This window comes from Glutamicibacter sp. PAEs-4 (assembly GCF_051161755.1).
Taxonomy (GTDB): domain Bacteria; phylum Actinomycetota; class Actinomycetes; order Actinomycetales; family Micrococcaceae; genus Glutamicibacter; species Glutamicibacter nicotianae.
Genome location: NZ_CP195017.1, coordinates 151,369 through 173,543, shown reverse-complemented (window position 1 = coordinate 173,543; position 22,175 = coordinate 151,369). Strand labels below are relative to the sequence as shown.

The following is a 22,175-nucleotide window of genomic DNA, read 5'->3' as shown; positions in this document are numbered from 1 at the left end:
GGAAAGCCAGAGAGGCAAACTCCTCCAAAAGTACCATGTACAGCAATCTCCATTCTCGATAAGATCAAGATAACTCTTAGTTGACTTGAACCTTATAAGGCAACCATCGAACCTTATCGAGAGGGAACGCATGCTGAAGTTCTTCGGGATCACCACTGGCGCACCGGCCGGCGGCAAAGTCCGCGCATGGCAGGGCGTGGACCGCAAGCACCGGGGCATCGCCTTCGCCGTGTCGCTGGTGCTGGCATCGGCCGCGTTCCTGGCCGCCCGCTGGCTGCTCTCGGGCCTGCCGCCCGAGCACTCCCTGCCTTATGTTCCCTGGCTTGCCGCCGCGGCCCTGCTGCTCATCAGCACCCTGGTGGCCGAGCGCTCGATGATCAGCAACCAGCAGGCCGAAGCTGGCGGCATCTAGGCGCAAAAAAGCTGGGGGAAGATACGGGCAACCCGTATCTTCCCCCAGCTTCGCGCCAACCGGCTAGGCGTTGCCCAGCCAATCGGCGACGTCGTTGACCAGCTGCTGAGGCGAGGCCGAAATATCCAGCACCACGCCGCGCTCGTCAGCCTGCAGCTCGTCAAGCGTCTCGAACTGGGATTTCAGCAGCTCCACCGGCATGAAGTGCCCGGTGCGCTCTGCCATGCGCTGGGACAGCAGCTCGAAGCTGCCGTTCAAATGGATGAACACCGTATCCGGCGCCTGCGCCCTGATCTGGTCGCGGTACTTGCGCTTGAGCGCAGAGCACGCAATGATCAGCGGCTTGCCATCCTCGGCGGCCAGCCGCTTGCCGATTTCGCCGAGCCACGGTTCGCGGTCTGCATCATCCAGCGGGATGCCGGCAGACATCTTCGCGATATTCGCCTGAGGATGCAGGGAATCCCCGTCGAGGAACTCCGAGGCGATCCGCTGGCCCAGCAGCTCGCCCACGGTGGATTTGCCGCAGCCGGAGACCCCCATGACCACGATGCGTCCGGCCCCGGTGCCCGATGGCGCCGACAGCGGCTTGTCCATGATCGCCTCGCTCACCAGTCGTGCACCGTGCCGTCAACCAGGCGGTTGTACGGCAGGTAGGCCTGCTGGTACGGGTAGGACAGCGCGGCTTCCTCGTTGAACTCGACGCCCAGGCCAGGCTTGTCGCCTGGGTGCAGGTAGCCGTCCTTGAAGGTCATCGACTGCTCGAAGACGGTGTTGGTGGCGTCCGAGTGCTGCATGTACTCCTGGATGCCGTAGTTGTGGATGGCCAGGCCCACGTGCAGCTGGGCGGCGAAGCCCACCGGGGAGATGTCGGTCGGGCCGTGGAAGCCGGACTTGATCTGGTACTGGGCTGCGTAGTCCATGACCTTCTTCAGCGGCGAGATGCCGCCGAAGTGGGTGGAAGCCGCACGCACGTAGTCGATCAGCTGGTCCTTGATCAGGGTCTGGAAGTCCCAGATGGTATTGAAGATCTCGCCGATGGCCAGCGGGGTGGTGGTGTGCTCGCGCACCAGGCGCAGGGCGTCCTGGTTCTCGGCCGGGGTGCAGTCCTCGAGCCAGAACAGGTCGTAGGGTTCCAGCGACTTGCCCAGCTTGGCAGCCTGCAGCGGGGTCATGCGGTGGTGGCCGTCGTGCAGCAGCGGGATCTCCGGGCCGAATTCGTTGCGCACCGCTTCGAACACTGTCGGCAGGTGGCGCAGGTAGGCGCGGGTGTCCCAGTCCTCTTCCTGCGGGTAGGTGCCGCGGCCGGCCGGCTCGTAGTCGTAGCGTTCGCCGGAGGACTGGGCCTGGGCGGCTACGCCGTAGACTGCCTTGATGCCCGGCACCGCGGTCTGCACGCGGATGGACTTGTAGCCCAGTTCCAGGTGCTCGCGGATCGAGTCGAACAGCTGCGGGATGTCGGTGCCCGAGGCGTGGCCGTAGGCGCGCAGCCCGCGGCGCGAGGCGCCGCCGAGCAGCTGGTAGACCGGCATGTTCGCGGCCTTGCCCTTGATGTCCCACAGGGCCATGTCCACCGCGGCGATCGCTGCCATGGTGATCGGGCCGCGGCGCCAGTAGCTGGAGCGGTAGATGAACTGCCAGGTGTCCTCGATCTGGTGCGCGTCGCGGCCGATCAGCAGCTGCGCGACGTGGTCCTTCAGGTAGGAGGCGACGGCCAGCTCGCGGCCGTTCACGGTGGCGTCGCCGATGCCGACCAGGCCGGATTCGGTGGTGACCTTCAGGGTCACGAAGTTGCGTGACGGGCTGGTCACGAAGACTTCTGCCTTGATGATTTTCATGGCGTTCCTTTCGGGGAACGCGGGCTTCGGTGCCCGCGCGAATACTTGTGGAGAAAAAGCTAGTTGGCGAAGCCTGGGCGCAGCGCGGTGATCGCGTCGACGGCTTCGGCCTCGCCGGCCAGGCGGGAGTCGATGATTGCAACCAGGGCGGCGCTCTGCGCGGTGCTGCCGGCTTCCAGCGAGGCGTCATCGAGCACCGCGACGAGCGCTTCGGCATTCGCGTCGGCGATCGGCGTTCCGGCCGCGTGCTGCGCTGCGAGCTGCTCGCACCAGGCGGCGATCAGCCGCAGGGCGGCCTGCCCGTCGCGTCCGGCGTCCCGCTCGGCCCGGTAGACCGGCAGCGCGCGGGCTGCCAGCTTGATCGAGCCGTCCATGGCGATCTGCGCCAGGTGGTGCGCGATGCGCGGATTCTCGAAGCGAGCACGCAGGGCGCGGCGGTATCCGGGAATATCCAGTTCAGGTTCCTGCAGGTGCGCGGCGGCCGCATCCCAGAACTCCTCGACCCAGCCGGAGACCTGCTCGTCGGCTAGCGCCTGTGCCACGGTCTGGTGCCCGCGCAGCTGCCCGGCGAAGGACATCAGCGTGTGGGCGCCGTTGAGCAGCCACAGCTTGCGGCGCTCGAAGGGCTCCAGCTCGGCGACGAACTGCGCCCCGGCCTTCTCCCAGTCGGGGCGGCCTGCGGGGAAGTCCCCGCACAGCACCCAGGAGCTGAAGGGCTCGGTGACCACCGGGCTGGCATCGGCGAATCCGGTGGCGGCGGCCACCGTGGCGACGTCGGCGCCGGTGGTGCGCGGGGTGATGCGGTCGATCGAGGTGTCCACGAAGGAGACGTTCCCGCGGATCCAGTCGGCCAGCTGCCCGTCGATCTGCTCGGCGAGGGCCACGATGCTGGCTTCTGCCACCGACCCGTTATCCGGGAGGTTGTCGCAGGAGACTACCGCTAGCGGCCAGCCATCGCCGGCCCGTCGGGCGGCCAGGCCCACCAGGATGCGGGCCGGGACGGTGCGCAGCACCAGCTGCGCGGCGCCGAGCGCCGAGGGGGCGAAGACCCGTCCGTCGTAGGCGTCGGCCAGCTCCTCCAGGTCGGCGGCCACGGCGGGATCCGCCAGGTCCAGACGCGGTGCTCCGGCTCCGGCGGCCATGCGGTATCCGGCCTCGGTGATGGTCAGCGTCAGGATCGCGGTGGCCGGGTCGGCCAGCTTCTCGGTGAGCAGCGGCAGGTTGTTGCCGTCATGGGCTGCCAGGATCGAGTCCACGATCTCGAACTCGTCGGCTTCCGGCCCGCGGGTCACCAGCGTGTAGAGCCCGCCTTGCGGGGCCAGCGCCGCGGCGGCGGTGGCCGAACGCCCGGTGAAGGCGGTGATGCCCCACTCGCTATCGGCCTTGGCGGTGTACCAGGCCTGGTGGGCGCGGTGGAAGGCGCCCAATCCGATGTGCACGATGCGCGGCCGGCGCGCCGGGGCGGCCACGGCGCTGCGGTCCAATGCCGCGCTCACAGCTTGAACGCCCGTCGCGGCGCGGCGTCGACGATGTCGACGATGATCTGGTGCGCGCGTTCCTCGGTGATCCGGTGCTCGGCGACCAGCCGGGCCAGGAAGGAGGCTTCGATCCGGCGCGAGGCGTCGTGCCGGGCAGGGATGGAGCAGAAGGCGCGGGTGTCGTCGATGAACCCGGAGGAACGGGAGAACCCGGCGGTTTCGGTCACCGCGGAGCGGAAGCGCATCATCGCATCCGGCGCGTCCAGGAACCACCACGGGGCGCCGATGTACACCGACGGGTAGAAGCCGGCCAGCGGCGCGATCTCGCGGGAGAACACGGTCTCGTCGATGGTGAACGGGATGAAGTGGAAGCCCGGCGCGGTGCCGAAGTCTTCCAGCAGCGGACGCAGCCCGCCGGCGTAGTCCACCGCGAAGGGGATGTCGTGCCCGGTATCCGGGCCGAAGGCGGCCAGCGTCGCCGCGTGGGTGTTGCGGTGCACCCCTGGATGCATCGTCATGACCAGCCCGTCCTGTACGGCCATGGCCGCCTGCTGGTACATCATGTGCGCTTCGAAGGCCAGCGCCTCGGCCATGGATGCGGTGCCTGCCATGCCCTTGGCGAACAACGCGGCGGCCTCGTCGCGGTCCAGCTTCAAGGTGGCGGGGGTCTGCGCGCCGTGGTCCGAGGACACCGCCCCGTGCTCGACGAAGTACTGGCGGCGGGTGGCCATGGCGGCCAGGTAGCCGTCGTAGCCGGCCTTGCCCTCGCCGGCGGCCTGGATCAGCGCATCGGCCTTCTGCGCGAAGTCGGCGCCCCAGAACTTGATGTAGGCATCCGGGCGGAAGGTCGGCAGCACGCGCGGGACGAAGGAGGAATCCTGCGCCAGCTGGCGGTGCGCGGCCAGGTCATCGAGCGGGTCGTCGGTGGTGGCGAGCACCTCGATGTTGAAGGAGTCCATCAGCGCGCGCGGGCGGAAGTCCGGGGCGTCGATGCGCGCCTGGATCGCACGGTAGGTCGCGTCTGCGTTCTCGGCGATGATTTCCCGGTCATCGATGCCGAAGACCTCGATGAATTCCTGGCGCAGCCAGTAGCCCGAGGCGGTGCCGTCGAACAGGTGGTAGTTGGTGCAGAAGGTTTTCCACGCGTCCAGCGCGGAGACCTTCTCGGTGCCGCCTACGCGCAGCGCATCCAGCGGGATGTTGTTGGCGTGCAGCAGGCGGGTGACGTAGTGGTCGGGGCTGATCAGCAGCGCGGTGGGGTCAGGGAACGCGTCGTCGCGGGCAATCATCCCGGCATCCACATGGCCGTGCGGGGAAATGATCGGCAGGTGCTCCACGGTGGCGTGCAGCGAACGGGCGATCTCGCGGACACCGGCGTCCGCGGGCAGCAACCGATCAGGGTGGTTGGCTATCGAAGAAGACATGACTCGATCGTCCTTACCCCCATGGCCGGATGGCAACTAGTTGCCATGAGTTGCACCATAGCCTTGCGCTGCGCGCGCCTCAGCCGCGCGGCGGGGCGGCGGTGGAGCCGCGCACCGCCAGCCGGGTGGGCAGCACCACCGGGCGGTCCGGCGCATCGGCGGCCCCGCGCGCAATGGCCAGCAGGTTGCGCACCGCGGCGGCGCCCAGGGCGTGCAGCGGGGCGGCGACGCTGGTCAGCCCGGGGGTGACCAGATCGGCGTCCGAGGAGTTGTCGAAGCCCACCACCGAGATGTCCCCGGGCACGTCGAACCCGTTCTTCTGCGCCTGGCGCATGAACCCGATGGCCAGCTGGTCGTTGTAGGCGAGCACCGCGGTGGCATTCGACGAAAGCACCTGGTCGGCGATCTGCGCGCCGGCGGCGATGGTGGGCACCCGCGGGGAGAAGAGCAGGGACTTGTGGCCGTGCTCGGCGGCGCACATCTTCAGCGCCCGCCAGCGCATCCCGTTGGCCCAGGACGCTTCGGGGCCCGCCAGGTAGGCGATATTCCGGTGCCCCAGCTCGCGCAGGTGGGTGACCGCCCGGATGATCCCCCGCTCGTTGTCGGTGACGACGCTGGCCACCCCGCTCACTCCCCGGTTCATCACGATCGTCGGCTTCTGCTTGGCCATGGACCGGATCCCCGCGTCGGACATGCGCGAGCTGGAGAGCACGATCCCGTCCACGATGCCCAGCGAACGCTCGATGGCTTCGCGTTCCACGATCCCCGATTCCCGGGTGTTGGCCAGCAGCATCGTGTAGCCGTTCTTGGCGGCCTCCTCCTCGGCCCCGCGGATCATCTCGAAGTAGACCGGGTTGGAAATATCGGCGATGACCAGCGCAATGGTGCCGTGCCGTTCCTTGCCTTCGGGCATCGGCCGGCGCATCTCCATGGAACGGTAGCCCAGCTCGGCGGCCACCTGGCGGATCTTCTCCGCGGTGGCGAAGCTGACCCGTCCGGGCCGCGCAAAGGCGCGGGACACCGTGGACGCCGAAACCCCGGCGGCGCGGGCGACGTCGTAGATGGTGACCGATTTTCCGGATGCTGGTGGGTGCTGCATGTAACAAGTGTGCGGCGCGAAGGAGTGCAAGTGGAAGCCTATGGCAATTATTGGCAACAATTGGCCAGTGGCCCTGCTGGGCGGAGATTATCAGTTGAACCGTCAATGTGGCCGGAGACACTCGCAGTGCAGATCGACTTGCCTGCAGGGATCGGGGCAGCGCTGCCCCGCCGGCCGGAAAGTAGCTTGAAGAGATGAAACTTCGCGCCCTGCGCTGGGTCGCCGGGGCCTGTGCCGCCGTCTTGGCCCTCACGGGCTGCACCGCCGGCGTCTCGGGCAATGCCCAAGAAGGCAAGACCATGGTGCTCTCGCTGAATCAGTCAGAATCCCACCCCTCGTACATTGCGCTGACCGACTTCGGCGAGCGGCTGAAGGCCGCCACCGACGGGCGCTGGGACATCAAGGTGTACCCCAATGAAACCCTCGGTGCCCAGCAGGAAGTCATCCAGCTGGTCTCCGACGGCTCGGTGGACATGGCCATTGCCTCCGGCACGCAGCTGGAAAACCTGAACCCGGAATTCGCCACGCTGAACCTGCCGACCGTCTTCAAGGGCATCGACCACCAGATCTCGGTGCTGCGCGACAAGGGCATCGTCGGTCCGCTGTTCTCCTCGCTGGAAGAGTCCAAGGACCTGACAGTGCTGGGCGGACTGACCCAGGGCGACCGCAACCTGTACACCGTCAAGGGCCCGATCAATGAGCCCAAGGACCTGGCCGGCATGAAGATCCGCGTCCAGGAATCCGAGCTGCACATCAAGATGATCAACGCCATGGGCGGCGCTGCCACCCCGATGTCCTACGGCGAGGTCTACACCGCGCTGCAGGCGGGCGTGCTCGACGGTGCGGAGAACAACGAGATTTCCTACGTCACGCAGAAGCACAACGAGGTCGCCAAGTTCGTGGCCCGCACCCGCCATCTGGTGGGCCTTGACTACATGCTGGTCAACTCCACGCTGCTGGAGGAAATGACCCCCGAAGACCGGGCGATCCTGGAAACCGAATGGCAGAAGACCGTGGATGAGCACGTGAAGCTGTGGAATGCCGACACCGAGAAGGCCATCGAATCCGCCAAGGCTTCGGGCACCAAGTTCAACGACGTGGACAAGGCAGCCTTCGACAAGGCCCTGGCACCGGTCGTCGAATCGGCTTTGACCAGCGACGACGCCCGTGAGCTGTACGAGAAGATCACGGAGACCGCACAGTGAATGCGATCAAATCCGTCCTGGATTTCCTGCTGAGGTGGCTGTGCATCGCACTGTTCGCGGTGCTCGTGCTGGTGGTCTGCTGGCAGGTCTTCACCCGCCAGGTGCTGCAGGATCCTGCCACCTGGACCACCACCGCTGCCCAGTACCTGTTCGTCTGGCTGGCGCTGTTCGGCTCCGCCTACGTCTTCGCCGACCGCGGGCACATTGCCGTGGACTTCATGGTGCGCCTGCTGAAGATCAGCCACAAGCGCTACACCGAGGCGTTCGTCCAATTCATCATCCTGCTGTTCGCGGTGTTCGTGCTCATCTGGGGCGGGCTGCGCGGGGTCGATCTGACCTGGACCCAGCAGGTCTCGGGCCTGCCGGTCAGCGTGGGCGCGATGTACTTGGCACTGCCGATCTCCGGCGTGCTGACCGCGTTCTACGCCCTGTTCCACCTGGTCGAGGCGCTGCGCGGACGCGGCCTGCCCGACGAATTCGATGAAGAAATCCGGGAGGCGATCTGATCATGGATGCAGCGCTCATTGCAGGCATCGTCCTGGTTCTCGGCATTGCCGTCCTGCTGCTGCTGCGCGTGCCGATCGCGGTCGCCGTCGGCTTCTCGGCCTTTGCCGCCGTCGCGGCGGTCATCGGCATGGAGAAGGCCTCCTTCGTGGCGGCCCAGCGCTTGTTCACCGGCATCAACTCCTTCGCCCTGCTGGCCATCCCGTTCTTCATCCTGGCCGGCGTGCTGATGAACAACGGCGGCATTGCCGGGCGCCTGATCGACGCGGCCAAGGTGCTCGTCGGGCGCATGCCCGGCTCGCTGGCGCAGACCAACGTGGTGGCCAACGCGCTGTTCGGCTCGGTCTCCGGCGCCGCAGTGGCCTCGGCCGCAGCCGTCGGCGGGGTCATCGGCCCGCGCCAGGCCAAGGAAGGCTACGACAAGAACTTCTCCGCCGCGGTGAACATCGCCTCGGCCCCGTCGGGCATGCTGATCCCGCCGTCGAACACGCTGATCGTGTACTCGCTGGTCTCCAGCACCTCCATCGCCACGCTCTTCGTGGCCGGCTACATCCCGGGCATCCTGTGGGCCCTGGCCTGCATGCTGATCGTGTTCCTGTACGTGCGCAAGCGCAAGGAGCTGAACAACTACCAGCGGGTCACCCTGCCGGTGGCGCTGCTGACCCTGTGGCGCGCCGTGCCCTCGATCCTGATGATCGTCATCGTCATCGGCGGCATCCTGGCCGGCATCTTCACGCCGACCGAATCGGCGGTCATCGCCGTGGTGTACTGCCTGGTCCTGGGCTTCGCCTACCGGGCGATCAAGGTCCGCGACCTGCCGCGCATCATCATCGACGCAACGATCACCACCTCCATCGTGATGCTTCTGGTGGGCGTCTCCACGATCATGGCGTGGGCCATGGCCTTCTCCGGGATCCCGGCGGCGATCTCCAATGGCCTGCTGGGCCTGACCGATTCGCCGACCGTCATCCTGATTCTGATCATGCTGATCCTGCTGATCGTGGGAACCTTCATGGACCCCACCCCGGCGATCCTGATCTTCGTGCCGATCTTCCTGCCGATCGTCACCGAGTTCGGCGTGGATCCGATCCACTTCGGCATCATGGTGACCTTCAACCTGTGCCTGGGCACGATCACCCCGCCGGTGGGCAATGTGCTGTTCGTCGGCGCCAAGGTCGCCGGGCTGCGCGCCGAACCGGTCATCAAGGCCCTGGTGCCGTTCTTCATCGCGCTGATCGCCATGCTGTTCGTGGTGGCCTTCGTGCCGCAGCTGTCGATGTGGCTGCCTGAGCTGCTGGGCCTGCTGGCCCCGTAGCCCTCAACAGGCACGGCGCCGATGGGTGCCGATTCACGGAATGCTTCCGTGGGTCGGCACCCATTTTTCCGTACCCTCGCCAAATGAGAAAGGACCACTTCAGGCAAGCAATTCATGGCAACACGATGCTTCGTACCTGTGATCCGGTGCACAGTTGGCTAGGGATTGGCTTTGCGCAGGTCAAGCGCCCAATCGCACGATTCGTCACTCAAGGAAGAGCTACGCATGAAGAATTCACCGAACCGGCGGCGCACCACGCGTGCCGCCGCGGCAGCACTGGCCCTGCCGCTGGTCCTCAGCCTCGGCGCACCCGGCGCGCTGGCAGAGCCGAAAGGCAACGAGGGCAACCACGGCAAGCCCCCGGCCATCGAGGCACGCGCCAAGAACACCATCAAGGTCAAGGGCCGCACCTTCAAGGACCTGAACTCCAACGGCACGCTCGATGCCTACGAGGACTGGCGCAAGCCCGCCGAAGAGCGTGCAGCCGACCTGGTGTCGCAGATGACGCTGCAGGAGAAGGCCGGCCTGATGCTCATCGACACCCTCAACGCCGCCTGCGATCCGGAAACCCAGACCCGCGGCACCCTGGACCCGAACGCGCTGGACTACATCAACGAGCAGAAGATGCACCGCTTCATCTTCCGCAACACCGTCACCAGCGAAGACAAGGCCACCTGCGGCTCCTCCTCCGGCGGCTTCAGCGCCAGCACCTCGCTGACCCCGGCCGAAGCCGCGGAATACATGAACACCATCCAGGAGCTGGGCGAAGGCACCCGCCTGGGCATCCCGATGCTGTACAAGTCCAATGCGCGCAACCACATCGACCCCGATGCGCGCGCTGGCATCAACGAATCGGCCGGCGCTTTCACCGCCTTCCCCAAGGAAGCCGGCCTGGCCGCCGCGGCCCTGGGCGAGCAGGCCAAGGCCACCGGAGCCACCCCTACCGACGGCGACATGTCGGTGATCGAGGACTTCACCTCGGTGATGGGCGCCGAGTGGGAGTCCATCGGCCTGCGCGGCATGTACGGCTACATGGCCGACCTGTCCACCGAGCCGCGCTGGTACCGCGCCCATGAGACCTTCACCGAGAACGCGGACCTCAACTCGAACATCATGACCTCCCTGGTCCAGGGCCTGCAGGGGCCTGTGGACCAGGACGGGGTATCGCTGAGCGAAGAAACCTCCGTGGCGCTGACCATGAAGCACTTCCCCGGCGGCGGACCGCAGGAGCTCGGACTGGATCCGCACTACTCCTTCGGCAAGACCCAGGTCTACCCGGGTGGCGCGTTCGGCGAGCACCTCAAGCCTTTCGAAGCTGCCATCGAGGCCGGGGTTTCCTCGATCATGCCGTACTACGGCGCACCGATGGAGGTCACCCACAACGGCGTCACCTATGATTCGACCGGCATGGCCTTCTCCAAGCAGATCGTCAACGACCTGCTGAGTGGCGAACTCGGCTTCGACGGCTACGTCAACTCCGACACCGGCATCATCACCGATCGCGCATGGGGCCTGGAGGACAAGACGGTGCCCGAGCGCGTGGCCGCGGCAATCAACGGCGGCACCGACACCCTCTCCGGGTTCCACGATGTCTCCACCATCACCGATCTGGTCGACTCCGGGCTGATCACCGAGGAACGCGTCGATCTGGCGGCCACGCGGCTGACCACCCCGATGTTCCAGATGGGCCTGTTCGAGAATCCCTATGTGGATGCCGAAGCGGCCGGCGGGATCGTCGGGAGTGCAGAGCACCGAGAGGTAGGCCTGGACCTGCAGCGCAAGTCCGCGGTGCTGCTGCAGAACAAGGAAGCTGCCGATGGCGGCAAGGTGCTGCCGCTGAAGGAGAACTCGGATGTCTACATCCTGGGCGATTTCACCGAAGAAACCGTGGCCAGCTACGGCTACGGCGTCACCAATGGCAACACCGAGGACCCAGCGCAGCGCCCGAGCGCCGAAGGCAGCGACTACGCGCTGATCTCGGTGTCGGTGAACAACAAGAACACCAGCTCCTACAAGTCCGATGACCCTCAATCCGGCATGAACCCGGAGCACATCAACCCGATCACCATGGACGGAGTAGAAGGCCTGGACGGGAACAGCCCGTTCGGAGCGGCCGATGCCTGCGTGACACAGGGCGGGGAGAAATGCACCGATGACGGCCTGCGCTTCGGCGGCTCGCTGCCGTGGGAATCGAGCATCCTGGACTTCACCGGGATGGCCGAGTCCGAGTCCTGGGAAATCAGCCCCTCGCTGGATACCATCAAGCAGGTCATGAGCGAGGTCGATGACCCGAGCAAGGTCGTGCTGCACGTGTACTTCCGCCAGCCATTCGTCATGGACGAGGCCAGCGGCCTGCGCGATGCAGGCGCCATCGTCGCCGGCTTCGGCATGTCCGACACCGCGCTGATGGACATCCTCTCGGGCAAGTTCGCCCCGCAGGGACGCATGCCGTTCGCGCTGGCCGGCACCCGCGAGGCGATCACCGAGCAGTTCAGCGACCTGCCGGGCTACGCGGAAACCGCTGACGGCGCGCTGTTCGAGTACGGCTTCGGGCTCGGCTACTAGGTAAGAACGTCCCGACAGCACGGGAGGGCTTTGGCTGGCAGATGCGCCAGCCGAAGCCCTCCCGTTTATTTCCTGCCCTTCACTGCCAGCCTCGATCCATGGCTACTTTGCCTGGACCAATGGCAGGACCGCCTTGTAATCCCCCTCCTGCCGAGTCCAGAATTCGTCATAGTCAGCAGCATTTTGGTAGCTGGTTGCCAACCCGAGGTTCTCCATCTTTTCTACAACCGTTTCGTCCTCAATCGCAGTTTGCAGGGCCGCTTCCAGCTTCTTGCCCACTTCCTCTGGCAGGCCTTCGGGGGCCGCATAACCACGGGCAGTAGTCGCGATCACGTCGTATCCTTCTTCCGTGAAAGTAGGAACATCGGGGAGCGAGTCGGTTCGTTCGGCATCCATCACGCCGAGCACTCTGGCTTTGCCCTGGTTCGCCAGGTCAACTACCTCGCTGATATTCCCGACAAGGACTTCCACGTGCTTGCCCAGGAATGCGGTAGAAGCCTGGGACGCCCCTTCAGAGAAGTGCACCGGCGTGAGCGCGGACCCAGTGGCCTCGTTAATCTGGGCAATCGCGAAATGCTCGCCACCCATCTGCCCGGTGGTCGTTGCGTTGAGCGCGCCAGGGTTTGCCTTGCTGTCTTCGATGAGATCCTTGAGGCTCGAATACTTGCTGTCCGTCTGGACCGCAATCACCATTGGATCCACAACCTGGCGGCCCAGGGGCTGCAGATCGTCGCGGGTGAAGGCTGCGCCACGGGATTCGTCCATGGGAATGACGACGATTGAAGGCGAACCAACGGCCCCAATGGTGTAGCCATCAGCCTTGGCATTGGCCAACGCCGTATAGCCGATCTGGCCACCGGCACCCGGCTTGTTTACCACCTCGACGTTGGTCCCGAGTTCCTTTTCGAGTATGGGCTGGATCAGCCGGGCAGCCGTATCCACTGGTCCCCCCGGCGAGAACGCTACGACGAGTTCAACGGATTTGCCGTTTTCGGGGAATTCTTCACCTCCGCCTCCTGATGCTGCGTTGCTTGAACCGCAGCCTGCTGCAGCCAAGGTGAATACTCCAACGGCAAGAATGGAGATCATGCGTTTCATTGTGTTTCCTTCGGGTTGAATGAACAGCTTTTTGGAATGTTCAGCTTTCGGGGTCTTCTGCCGCCAGCACAGTTGGCTTGCGCAATTTCAAGAGCGGACTGCAGACAATTGCCATGGCGACGAGCAGCAGCACCATCGTGATGGGACGATCGAAGAAGATGGCGAAGCTGCCATGCGAAATGTCCAATGACTCGCGAAGCGATCGCTCCATCAACGGACCCAAGACCAGCGTCAGGACCATTGGGGCCAGCGGAATATCCAGCCGGCGAAGGCCGAGGCCTACGAGGCCGAAGATGATCATTACGAAGACATCGAAAACGGAAAAATTGATTGTGTAAGCTCCGACGACCATGAACATCAAGATCAGGCCTGCCAGGATCGGGTATGGAACTTTCAGGATGGAAGTCCACAAGCCGACCAGGGGAACGTTGAGAATGAGCAGCAGCACGTTGCCGATGAAAAGGCTGGCGATGATCGTCCACGCCAAAGTGCTGTGTTCAGCGAACAACGTCGGTCCGGGAGTCAGGCCTTGCTGCAGGAAAGCTCCCATTAGTACAGCGATCGTCGGCGAGGCAGGAATTCCCAAAGTGAATAGCGGGATCAATGCCCCGTTCGCGTGAGCGTTGTTGGCAGTCTCGGGACCAGCAACTCCCTCGATGGCTCCTTGCCCGAGCTGGTTGCGGTACTTCGAGAATTTTTTCTCTGCTCCATAGGAAAGCAGGGAGGAAACCGATCCTGTCATGCCCGGAATGAGCCCCATGGCAAAGCCAATACCTGTACCTCGGGCAAAGGCCGGCGTGCTGCGAGCCCAGTCAGTGCGCGATGGCAGCAAGGCCCGCAAGCCCGGGGCCTGCATCACCGCTTGGTTCTTCCCCGGGCGGTAGGACAAGATTTCGGACAAGCCGAAGATGCCTACGATCACGGCCACGAATGACACACCGTCGAGCAAGCGTTCCATGCCGAAGGTAAAACGCGGAGCTCCCATGACCGGGTCAATGCCGATCATCGAGATCAGCAGGCCCAATGCCCCAGAAATCAGGGCCCTGACCATCGACTTTCCTGCCAGTGCCACCAGCAGGGAGATGCCGACTACAACGAGAGCGAAGAATTCAGGCGGGCCGATGAGCAACCCCAGGCTGCCCAGCGGCTTGGCCGCCATGACCAAGCCGACGGTGGCGATCGTGCCGCCGACGAATGAGCCGACCGCAGCGATGGTCAGCGCAACGCCAGCACGGCCAATCTTCGTCATCTGGTAGCCGTCGATGGCAGTGATCGCCGAGGCTGCTTCACCCGGCGTATTGAGCAGCACGCTAGTTATCGTTCCGCCGTAAGTCGTGCCATAGAAGATGGCGCACAGCATGATGATGGAACCAGCAGGGTCGAGGTTCAAGGTCAGCGGGATCAGCAACGCGATTCCCGCGACGGGTCCGATACCAGGAAGAACCCCGATAACCGTGCCCAAAAGACAGCCGACAAATGCGAACAACAGGTTCTGCCACGTCATTGCCTCGGCAAAACCCATCATGAGTTCATTGAGAACATCCATCTCAAAGTCCAATCAAATTCAAGGGCGGAATAGATGCCACTGGCAGCGAGACGTGCAGAACCTTTGTGAAGAGGTAGAAGACGCCGAAACTCCCGCAAAGAGAAATCACTATCGCTCTGATCCACCCGATCCGGGCTCGGAAATTCAGGTGGTACATCAGGAAAGCCAGCATGCTTAGCTGGAAACCGAGAAATGGTAACGCTGCCGCCAGCACAACAAGGCTGGCCACAACCGCAATTATTTGGGTCCGATCAAAAGACTCCGCAGCGCCCTGCTCCTGCGGGACGGATCGTTCCTGGATGAACCAGACAATGGCCAGGACAACGAGGAACCCACCGAGTACTGCAGGGAAGAAACCGGCGCCAGGCCCCATGCTGCTCCACAGCCCTAAATTCACCGAACCTACGAGCGCGTACAGGCCGACAAGGCCGATGACCGCTTGGCCGGCCACTATCGGCCACGCGCCAGGTGGGTTCTTCCCTTTCGTTAGATCGCTCGACACAGCTTCCTCCGATTACGTAGTTTGTTCAGAAATTTCATACAGTAAAATTGTTTAGCACTGCACGAAATAGTGACATGACCCACAAGTGGCAGTCAAGGAAGTGCGCCAAATTACAAATTAATTGCGTAGAATGAAATCATGGCGGTAGAAAAAAATCAGTCCGAAGCACCCAATGGCATGAGGTCGCTCACCCGGGCTATTGCCGTATTCGAGCAGATCCAGCGCTACGAACACCCCAGACGGCTTAGCGCAATTGCCGCCGACATGGGAATGAGCTCACCCACAACACTGCGCATCCTCAGGGTGCTGCAGGAAGCCGGCCTGGTCAGCCAGACCGACAAGAGCTACCGATTGGGTCCAGCGGTATTGCCCGCCGCCCGCGTTTTCCTGGAGAACGACCCCCTGCCACGGGTGGCCCAGCCAATCCTCCAGCAGCTCTCGCAGGCAACCAAGCTGACAGCTTCGCTCTACACCCGGCTCGGCGACGAGCGTGTTCTAGTCGAGCGCGTGGTTGGAGAGACTTCCCTTGGCTACAGCTTGCCGCAAGGCCGCCGCTTGCCACTTACCGCCGGTGCCGCAGGGCGCATCTTCCTTCTAGGAGCCGACGATGATGAGCTGGCCAGGATCGCCGAATCTTCGAGGCGACTGCAGTACGAAGCCGAGGATTTCGACCTTGAAGCCATCAAGGCCCGAACACCCAGCCTCGAATCGAACTACGCCATTTCCGAGGATGAACGCGCACTGGGAATTATTTCCATTGCCGTAGCGATCCCTGCTCGCCAAGGCCTTCCCACCGAAGCCCTCTCGCTGACCGGGCCGATCAGCACGATCCCCCGCGAAGCCTTGGAGGCCAAGGCCCCCGAACTGCTCCAGGCGGCTCGACGCCTTTCCGACTTGCTGGCGAGTAGCGTCTACTAGCCGCCCACCCGCGAGCATCACGCAACTCCTGACTCCCACGTCGGCGCACTGCCTTCATTTTGCGCGCCATTAAACTCCCCCACTCAGGCGCTAGGGGCCTCCCCCACTCACCTGCATGGAGCCATGCACGATTTGAGTCCAGCTACCGCAAACCCGAGCCATGGGACCCATCTCGCGAAATCCACCTTGACACTGTGATCCAGGGCATGCCATGATTCCATACATCATCAAATAATTGCGTAGAATGAAATTAGAGAACATCTAATGAAATATTCTCATTGGCATTCTGCGCCACAGGTCTTGAGACAGGTGCCCCGTGAACCAATCAACTGAATGCATTCAAGTCAGCCAATCTACAATCGACCGGCTCAGCGAGCTTCCAGCTGCCAACATCGGCGATGCCATGCAACGACTTGGAATCGCTTCGGCAGAGATACAAGCTGTCTGGGATGGAGCCAAGCTGGCGGGGCCCGCCTACACCGTCTGGGTAGCTCCCGGTGACAACGCCGGGATTCATGAGGCGCTCAAGCACGTTCAACCCGGTGAAGTCATCGTGGTCAACGGCGGCGGCTACACGGACCGCGCACTGCTCGGTGAATTGATTGGCGAACGCGCTGTTTCAAAGGGAATCGCCGGCTTTGCAGTGGATGGAGCCGTGCGAGATGCCGTGGATCTCGGAGAAATCGGCCTACCGGTGTTTGCCCGTGCAACTAGTCCTGCCGGCCCCTACAAGAATGGCCCTTTCGAAGTCAAAGGCACCATCGCGTTCGGTGGCGTGGCAGTGAGCCCCGGCGATATTGTCATCGGCGATTCGGATGGTCTGGTGATCGTTCCAGCCAGTCGTGCCGAGGAAGTCGCCACTGCCGCAGAAGCCGTGCATCTCGATGAGAGCCAGCGCCGCGCGGCCATTCTTGCTGACCGAAATATTTCCCATTCCTAATTATCTAAGGCCCTGAATACTATGAAATGTGCACTCATCGGACTAGGTGAAGTCGGCCAGATTTACGCTGCAGCGCTGCTCGAAGCTGGTCATGAAATCACCGGCTACGATCCCTTCATCACCCACGCCCCGCAACGCGTGGAACTGGCCCGTTCAGCCGCAGAAGCAGTCAAGGATGCGGACATGGTTTTGGTTCTGACAGCTGCCAGCGCCGCATCAGAGGTAGCCCAAGAGTGCTTGCCCGCAATGAAACCAGGTTCCGGATATGCAGATCTGACCAGTTCTTCCCCCAAGATCATGGAGAAACTGGGCTCCAGTTCGGGCCAGGTCAACTTCATCGATGTCGCGATTCTCGGACCCGTCATCGCGCAAGGGGCAAAGACTCCGTTGATGGCCAGCGGCCATGGTGCGGAGGACTTTGCGGATCTTCTTAAATCCGTCGGTGCACCGGTTGAAGTCGTGGATGGTGGGCCGGGCAGCGCCATGGCTCATAAGCTGCTGCGCAGCGTCTTTACCAAGGGCCTTGCGTCCGTGGTGATCGAAGCCGTTCGCGCTGGCACTGCTGCGGGACTGGAACCATGGATCCGAGCCGAGATCTCCAAAATGCTGGCCGGCGACGGCCAGGCAACTATCGACCGTTTCGTGGCCGGTACGTCCAAGCACGCAGTACGCCGTGCAGCAGAAATGCGTTCCACCAGTGGATATTTGGAAGACTTGGGCGTCCCACGTGAAATGACCGATGCCTCGGCCAGTGCAATGGAGCGCATGGCAATCGATAATAGGATGACAGCTGGCTAGCGGCGACGCCGGCGAGCTTCGGAAGGAACCATCATGATTGGCATCTGGGCGCTGGGCGCCTACCTCGCAGTCATCATCATTTGGACAGTGTTGCTACGCCGTAACGTCGGTGAAGCGATGATACTCGGCTTCATCGTAGCCGCAGCATTCAACGGCAAGCAGATGCTGTCCGTTGGCTGGGTTGCGCTCTATGATGCGCTCACCGATGAAATTGTCTATGCAACAGTGATCTTCGTCTTCATGGGCTACCTGCTCGAACGCGCAGGAGTCATGGAACGCATGATCAACCTGCTGGACTCGTTGATCGGCGGCAGCAAAGGCGGTGCGGCCTACGTGTCCACGATGTCCTCGGCTGGCTTGGGCAGTATCGTGCACAACCAAGCGGCCATCGCTGCTACGGTCGGCTCAATCACCATCCCGTGGATGGAACGCTCGAAGATCGACCGCCCTACGGCAGCCACCATCGTGGCCGGCAATGCGGGCATGGGAATCACCTTTCCCTTCAGTGCTTCCATGTTCGTCTTGGTCGGTTCTTCAACCGTCGGCCCATTGCTATCAGCAAACGAACTCATTATTCCGCTGATCTTTGGCGGTCTCTGGTGTGTTGCGCACCGCCTGGTCGTTACCTATATCTTGGTCCGCCGAAGCGGCGCGCAAGCCACCCCGAAAGAACAACGTCAGCGGCTATCGGTCGCATTCAAGCAAGGCTGGGCCACTTTGCTGCTGTTCGTCGGTGTCGCTGTTCCAATGATCATCACCAGCGGATTCATGGCCGAGGTGCTGAGCGAACATGCGCAAACCGATGTGTCCAAAGCCGTCAGCCCAATTTTCTGGATTCCGATCGTATTGATCATCATGGGGTTGCTGCTCGGATTCAGCAAGCTGCCGCGAACGGCCAAGGAATGGTCCCGGATGATCGAAGACTCCATCCCCCGTTTCGGCATCGTGGGAATTACCGTGCTATTCGCTTTCGCCGGAGCCAATGCCCTGGCAAGCACCGGCCTGCCGGAGCAGCTGAGTTCGGTGCTGAACCAGCTTGACCTGCCGGTATGGCTGCTTGCCCTGGTGATTGGATTGATCGTGGTTGCAGTGGCAGCTCCGCTGTCATCAACGGCGACTATGGCCGCCGTGGGAACCGTGGGTGTTGCAGCGCTGGTTGCCGCTGGTGTTCCGGCGCCGACTGCTGCGGTCGCAGTGCTGGTGTTCTCTTCTTGCGAGGCGGCCGTGCCACCGGGCGGAGCCCCGTTATACGTCGCCTGCGGCATCGCCGGTGTCAACCCATATAACACCTTCCGCCGCATGATGCTGTTCTATGCTCTTCCATTGTTGGCAATCGGTGTGCTGATTGCTTCCGGAATCTTGCCGGTCTAAACCCACAGGAGACCCAAAATGTACCGTTCCATACTTCGAAAAATCTTCGTCGCTTCCTTGGCCGTGGCCCTGTGTGGCGGAATCGTCTTCGTCCTGTTGCAGCTCTTGGGGATTATTGCAGGCAATGCAGCGCTCTTGGCCGCACCCAACACGGTGTTCAAAACGATACTTTGCATCAGCGCGTCAGTCTCGTCGATAGCTGCGTACCTGATGCTCCATGTAGGTTCCACCCCGCTGGAATATGCGCAGGAGAACTCGTCAAAATGAGCGACCAGAAAAGGTATCCTACTCGCGCCGAGCTGAAGCAACGTCCGGGTGCCCTTGCCGGTACTTCATGGGACCTGTTCAGCCCTCCGTCTGCTGGCGCTCCGCAGAAGATCGATGCGGACAAGCGAATTCAGGCGGCTGCTTCAGTTCGCTTGGGCGAAACCTTCGGGCTTGATTTTCCGATCAACGCCTTTTCACCTGGGATGTCCAAAACACGTGACGCGCCAAAGCACCATATTTTCGGCAATCATGCGGCCCATCGCGATGACTATCTGGACAGTTTCTACCTTCAAGGCTCGTCGCAGATTGATGGGCTGCGCCACCGGCGATCAGATGAAGTCGGGTTTTATAACGGTGTGCCTGATGAACAGATCATCCCGGGAACTGCAGAGCTGGGCATCCAGCACTGGTCGGATCGACCGATTGTTACCCGTGGCCTGTTGGTGGATCTTGACGGATTCGCCAGAATGCAGGGCCAAGACCTCGATCACGCAAACGGAGTGCCGATCCCGCTGTCCATGCTCCTAGCTGCCATGGATCACCAAGGCATTGAGCTGGAACAAGGCGATGCGCTGATGATTCACACCGGCTGGAGCGAATGGTTCTTGGGGCTGTCCCCCGAAGACAAATCCAGGCAACGCGATTCCGGCAAGGCAACCGGGTTGGCGCAATCCGAAGCACTGCTGGACTTGGCGTGGGACTCCGGGCTGAGCATCCTGGCGGCGGATAATTTTGCCGTTGAATGCCTCCCTCCCATAGCCGATTCCCCCTTCATCACCACAGCTCCGAATGATCGTGGGATGATGCACCAAGAGTTCCTGGCAAAACTCGGACTTCCACTCGGAGAGTTGTGGCGTCTGGGGCCCTTGGCCCGCCGGATGAACCAGTTGCAACGCTGGGATTGCTTTCTCGCCATCAAGCCGTTGAACGTGATTGGCGGAACGGGATCCCCCGCAAATGCCACGGCCATAGTCTAGGGGAGAATCGCCGCCCTCCGCAGTTGCTACGGAACGCAAGCATTCAGCACCGGATACCGCACAGTGCACCACCCATTCTGTGCAGCATTGCCAGAGGCGGAGCCCACTTGGAAAAAGTCCTCGTGGCATTAATGCCCCTGCTTTCCATAGGCGTCTTGGAATCGATGGTGAAACGGCGGAGGCTATGTCTTCTAGTTCCCGGTGGTTCAACTCCTGCAGATACTTGAAGATCTTGCTCTCGCAGTTCTCTATGGCCGGCAAGTCCGGATCGAACTAATTAAGGCTATCTAGCTCCCCGGCTACCGACCGATTCCGTGGCTGGCCGCATAGTCCTGCGCACTGAGCTGCCCCAGGCGCGAACGGCGCCGTCCGTAGCCCAGGTAGAGCGCCACGCCGACGATCATCCAGATGATGAACACCAGCCAAGTGTGCCAGCCCAGCTGGCTCATCAGGAACAGGCAGGCGAAGATGCCCAGGATCGGGGTGACCGGAAACAGCGGCAGCTTGAACGTCCGCGGGGCCTGCGGTTGCTTGCGGCGCAGGTAGATCACCGAGGCGCCGACCAGCGCGAAGGCGAACAGCGTGCCGATGCTGGTGGCGTCGGCCAGCGCGCCCAGCGGGATAAACCCGGCGGTGATCGCCACCAGGATGCCGGTGATCCAGGTGCCGGCGACCGGGGTGCCGGTGCGGCGCGATACCTTGCCGAACACCGGCGGCACCAGCCCGTCGCGCGACATGGCCAGGAGGATGCGGGTCTGGCCGTAGAGCACGGTCAGCACCACCGAGGCGATGGCCAGCACGGCGGCCACGGCGAAGGCCAGCACGAAGATCGGCTGGCCGGTCAGTTCGCCGACGATCTGCACCAGCGGCGCCTGGGCGCCTTCGAACCAGTTCCATTCGCGCGCGCCGATCGCCGAAACTGCCACCAGCACGTAGGTGATGGTCACGATCAGCATCGAGAGCATGATGGCCCGGGGCAGATCGCGCTTCGGGTTCTTCGCTTCCTCGCCGGCCGTCGAGGCGGCGTCGAAGCCGATATAGGAGAAGAACACGCTCGATGCCGCCGCGGTCACGCCGGCCGCGCCCATCGGCAGCAGCGGCTCGAAGTTGCCCGCGTTGAAGGCGCTGAAGGCGACGATCGAGAAGAAGATCAGGATGCCTGCCTTGATGGCCACGACGATCGAGTTCACGATGGCCGATTCGCGCGCCCCGCGCACCAGCAGCACGGTGGCCAGCACGACGACGATCAGCGCCGGCAGGTTCACCACCCCGCCCTCGGCCGGGCCTCCAGCCAGCGCCGCAGGCAGCTCCATGCCGAAGGTGCGCAGCGTTTCATTCACGTACTGGCCCGCGCCGACGGCCACCGCGGCCACGGACACGGCGTATTCGAGCACCAGGCACCAGCCGCAGATCCAGGCGATGCCTTCGCCCATGGTCGCATAGGAATAGGAGTAGCTGGAGCCGGACACCGGGACCATGCCGGCCATTTCGGCGTAGGACATCGCCGAAAGCAGCGCGGTGATGCCGGCGATCACGAACGAGATCCAGATGGCCGGACCGGCGATCGGCACGGTATCGCCAAGGATCACCAGGATTCCGGTGCCCATGGTGGCGCCGACGCTGATCATGGTCAGCTGCCACATGCCCAGGGTGCGGCGCAGTTGGCCTGCTCCTGCATTGGTTTCTGCCTCGGCGATCATATTCGTGATCGACTTGCGGCGGCGCAGCTGCGCGCCCAGCAAGGTGGCCGGGCCGGCGCTCACGGATGGTTTGCGATTCATCGCGGATCCTCAATGGGGTGGTATTGCCGCCGCGCCCCGTCCCAGGATGCGGACGGGCGCTGCGCGTGGAAGTTCTGAACTGGAATATCATGTCACGGCCCGATCCGTCCCAGCTGTTCCAGAATCCAACAATTTCTCGC

The 22,175-nt window shown here is 63.1% G+C and carries 20 protein-coding genes; 11 read left to right on the top strand and 9 right to left on the bottom strand.

Annotation, left to right across the window (positions count from 1 at the left end; genetic code table 11):
- Positions 1-130 precede the first annotated feature (130 nt).
- A complete protein-coding gene (locus tag ACR9WD_RS00860; RefSeq protein WP_073707980.1) occupies positions 131-412 on the top strand; it encodes a hypothetical protein in 282 nt (93 codons plus the stop codon).
- 63 nt (positions 413-475) lie between these two features.
- On the opposite strand, the gene ACR9WD_RS00855 is transcribed toward ACR9WD_RS00860, so the two are convergent.
- The 5 genes from ACR9WD_RS00855 to ACR9WD_RS00835 all read right to left on the bottom strand — a co-directional run bounded on the left by ACR9WD_RS00855 (position 476) and on the right by ACR9WD_RS00835 (position 6,248).
- A complete protein-coding gene (locus ACR9WD_RS00855) occupies positions 476-1,021 on the bottom strand; it encodes a gluconokinase (protein ID WP_233125407.1) in 546 nt (181 codons plus the stop codon).
- On the bottom strand, positions 1,018-2,247 hold the full coding sequence (gene manD, locus ACR9WD_RS00850) for a D-mannonate dehydratase ManD (protein ID WP_066144652.1): 1,230 nt from the start codon (positions 2,245-2,247) through the stop codon (positions 1,018-1,020). The genes ACR9WD_RS00855 and manD overlap by 4 nt, the downstream gene beginning before the upstream one ends.
- A 59-nt stretch (positions 2,248-2,306) precedes the next feature.
- A complete protein-coding gene (locus ACR9WD_RS00845; RefSeq protein ID WP_434922502.1) occupies positions 2,307-3,743 on the bottom strand; it encodes a mannitol dehydrogenase family protein in 1,437 nt (478 codons plus the stop codon).
- Positions 3,740-5,149: a glucuronate isomerase gene (uxaC, locus tag ACR9WD_RS00840; RefSeq protein ID WP_434922501.1), complete on the bottom strand. Its 1,410-nt coding sequence runs from the start codon at positions 5,147-5,149 to the stop codon at positions 3,740-3,742. Before uxaC ends, ACR9WD_RS00845 begins: the two co-directional genes overlap by 4 nt.
- Positions 5,150-5,228: 79 nt before the next feature.
- Complete coding sequence (locus ACR9WD_RS00835; protein ID WP_073707977.1) at positions 5,229-6,248, bottom strand: LacI family DNA-binding transcriptional regulator; 1,020 nt, start codon at positions 6,246-6,248, stop codon at positions 5,229-5,231.
- Between the two features lie 194 nt (positions 6,249-6,442).
- On the opposite strand from ACR9WD_RS00835, the gene ACR9WD_RS00830 reads away from it, so the two are divergent.
- From ACR9WD_RS00830 to ACR9WD_RS00815, 4 genes are all read left to right on the top strand, one after another.
- On the top strand, positions 6,443-7,453 hold the full coding sequence (locus ACR9WD_RS00830) for a TRAP transporter substrate-binding protein (RefSeq protein WP_434922500.1): 1,011 nt from the start codon (positions 6,443-6,445) through the stop codon (positions 7,451-7,453).
- A complete protein-coding gene (locus ACR9WD_RS00825) occupies positions 7,450-7,959 on the top strand; it encodes a TRAP transporter small permease (RefSeq protein ID WP_066144637.1) in 510 nt (169 codons plus the stop codon). Before ACR9WD_RS00830 ends, ACR9WD_RS00825 begins: the two co-directional genes overlap by 4 nt.
- Before the next feature lie 2 nt (positions 7,960-7,961).
- On the top strand, positions 7,962-9,272 hold the full coding sequence (locus ACR9WD_RS00820) for a TRAP transporter large permease (RefSeq protein WP_434922499.1): 1,311 nt from the start codon (positions 7,962-7,964) through the stop codon (positions 9,270-9,272).
- 225 nt (positions 9,273-9,497) lie between these two features.
- Positions 9,498-11,837: a glycoside hydrolase family 3 N-terminal domain-containing protein gene (locus ACR9WD_RS00815; RefSeq protein WP_434922498.1), complete on the top strand. Its 2,340-nt coding sequence runs from the start codon at positions 9,498-9,500 to the stop codon at positions 11,835-11,837.
- A gap of 102 nt (positions 11,838-11,939) precedes the next feature.
- On the opposite strand, the gene ACR9WD_RS00810 is transcribed toward ACR9WD_RS00815, so the two are convergent.
- Genes ACR9WD_RS00810 through ACR9WD_RS00800 form a run of 3 tightly spaced genes read right to left on the bottom strand, consistent with a single transcriptional unit; the run spans position 11,940 to position 14,983 of the window.
- Complete coding sequence (locus ACR9WD_RS00810; RefSeq protein WP_121865945.1) at positions 11,940-12,935, bottom strand: tripartite tricarboxylate transporter substrate binding protein; 996 nt, start codon at positions 12,933-12,935, stop codon at positions 11,940-11,942.
- A gap of 40 nt (positions 12,936-12,975) precedes the next feature.
- Positions 12,976-14,481, bottom strand: a complete 1,506-nt coding sequence (locus tag ACR9WD_RS00805; protein ID WP_285675274.1) for a tripartite tricarboxylate transporter permease — start codon at positions 14,479-14,481, stop codon at positions 12,976-12,978.
- 1 nt (position 14,482) lies between these two features.
- Complete coding sequence (locus ACR9WD_RS00800) at positions 14,483-14,983, bottom strand: tripartite tricarboxylate transporter TctB family protein (protein ID WP_434922497.1); 501 nt, start codon at positions 14,981-14,983, stop codon at positions 14,483-14,485.
- Between the two features lie 138 nt (positions 14,984-15,121).
- Between ACR9WD_RS00800 and ACR9WD_RS00795 the strand changes: the two genes are divergently transcribed.
- The 6 genes from ACR9WD_RS00795 to ACR9WD_RS00770 all read left to right on the top strand — a co-directional run bounded on the left by ACR9WD_RS00795 (position 15,122) and on the right by ACR9WD_RS00770 (position 20,254).
- The gene (locus ACR9WD_RS00795; protein WP_423299418.1) at positions 15,122-15,901 is read left to right on the top strand and encodes an IclR family transcriptional regulator; all 780 of its coding nucleotides are present in this window, start codon (positions 15,122-15,124) and stop codon (positions 15,899-15,901) included.
- 316 nt (positions 15,902-16,217) lie between these two features.
- Positions 16,218-16,841 (top strand): methyltransferase, encoded by a 624-nt coding sequence (locus ACR9WD_RS00790; RefSeq protein ID WP_432651876.1) that lies wholly within the window; start codon positions 16,218-16,220, stop codon positions 16,839-16,841.
- A gap of 12 nt (positions 16,842-16,853) precedes the next feature.
- Positions 16,854-17,639: a DUF1932 domain-containing protein gene (locus ACR9WD_RS00785; protein WP_434923184.1), complete on the top strand. Its 786-nt coding sequence runs from the start codon at positions 16,854-16,856 to the stop codon at positions 17,637-17,639.
- A gap of 33 nt (positions 17,640-17,672) precedes the next feature.
- A complete protein-coding gene (locus ACR9WD_RS00780) occupies positions 17,673-19,010 on the top strand; it encodes a TRAP transporter large permease subunit (RefSeq protein WP_121865941.1) in 1,338 nt (445 codons plus the stop codon).
- 18 nt (positions 19,011-19,028) lie between these two features.
- The gene (locus ACR9WD_RS00775) at positions 19,029-19,277 is read left to right on the top strand and encodes a hypothetical protein (RefSeq protein WP_121865940.1); all 249 of its coding nucleotides are present in this window, start codon (positions 19,029-19,031) and stop codon (positions 19,275-19,277) included.
- On the top strand, positions 19,274-20,254 hold the full coding sequence (locus ACR9WD_RS00770; protein WP_121865939.1) for a cyclase family protein: 981 nt from the start codon (positions 19,274-19,276) through the stop codon (positions 20,252-20,254). Before ACR9WD_RS00775 ends, ACR9WD_RS00770 begins: the two co-directional genes overlap by 4 nt.
- A 299-nt stretch (positions 20,255-20,553) precedes the next feature.
- Here the strand turns inward: ACR9WD_RS00770 and ACR9WD_RS00765 are convergent, their stop codons facing one another.
- Positions 20,554-22,035: an amino acid permease gene (locus tag ACR9WD_RS00765; RefSeq protein WP_434922496.1), complete on the bottom strand. Its 1,482-nt coding sequence runs from the start codon at positions 22,033-22,035 to the stop codon at positions 20,554-20,556.
- Between the last annotated feature and the right edge of the window lie 140 nt (positions 22,036-22,175).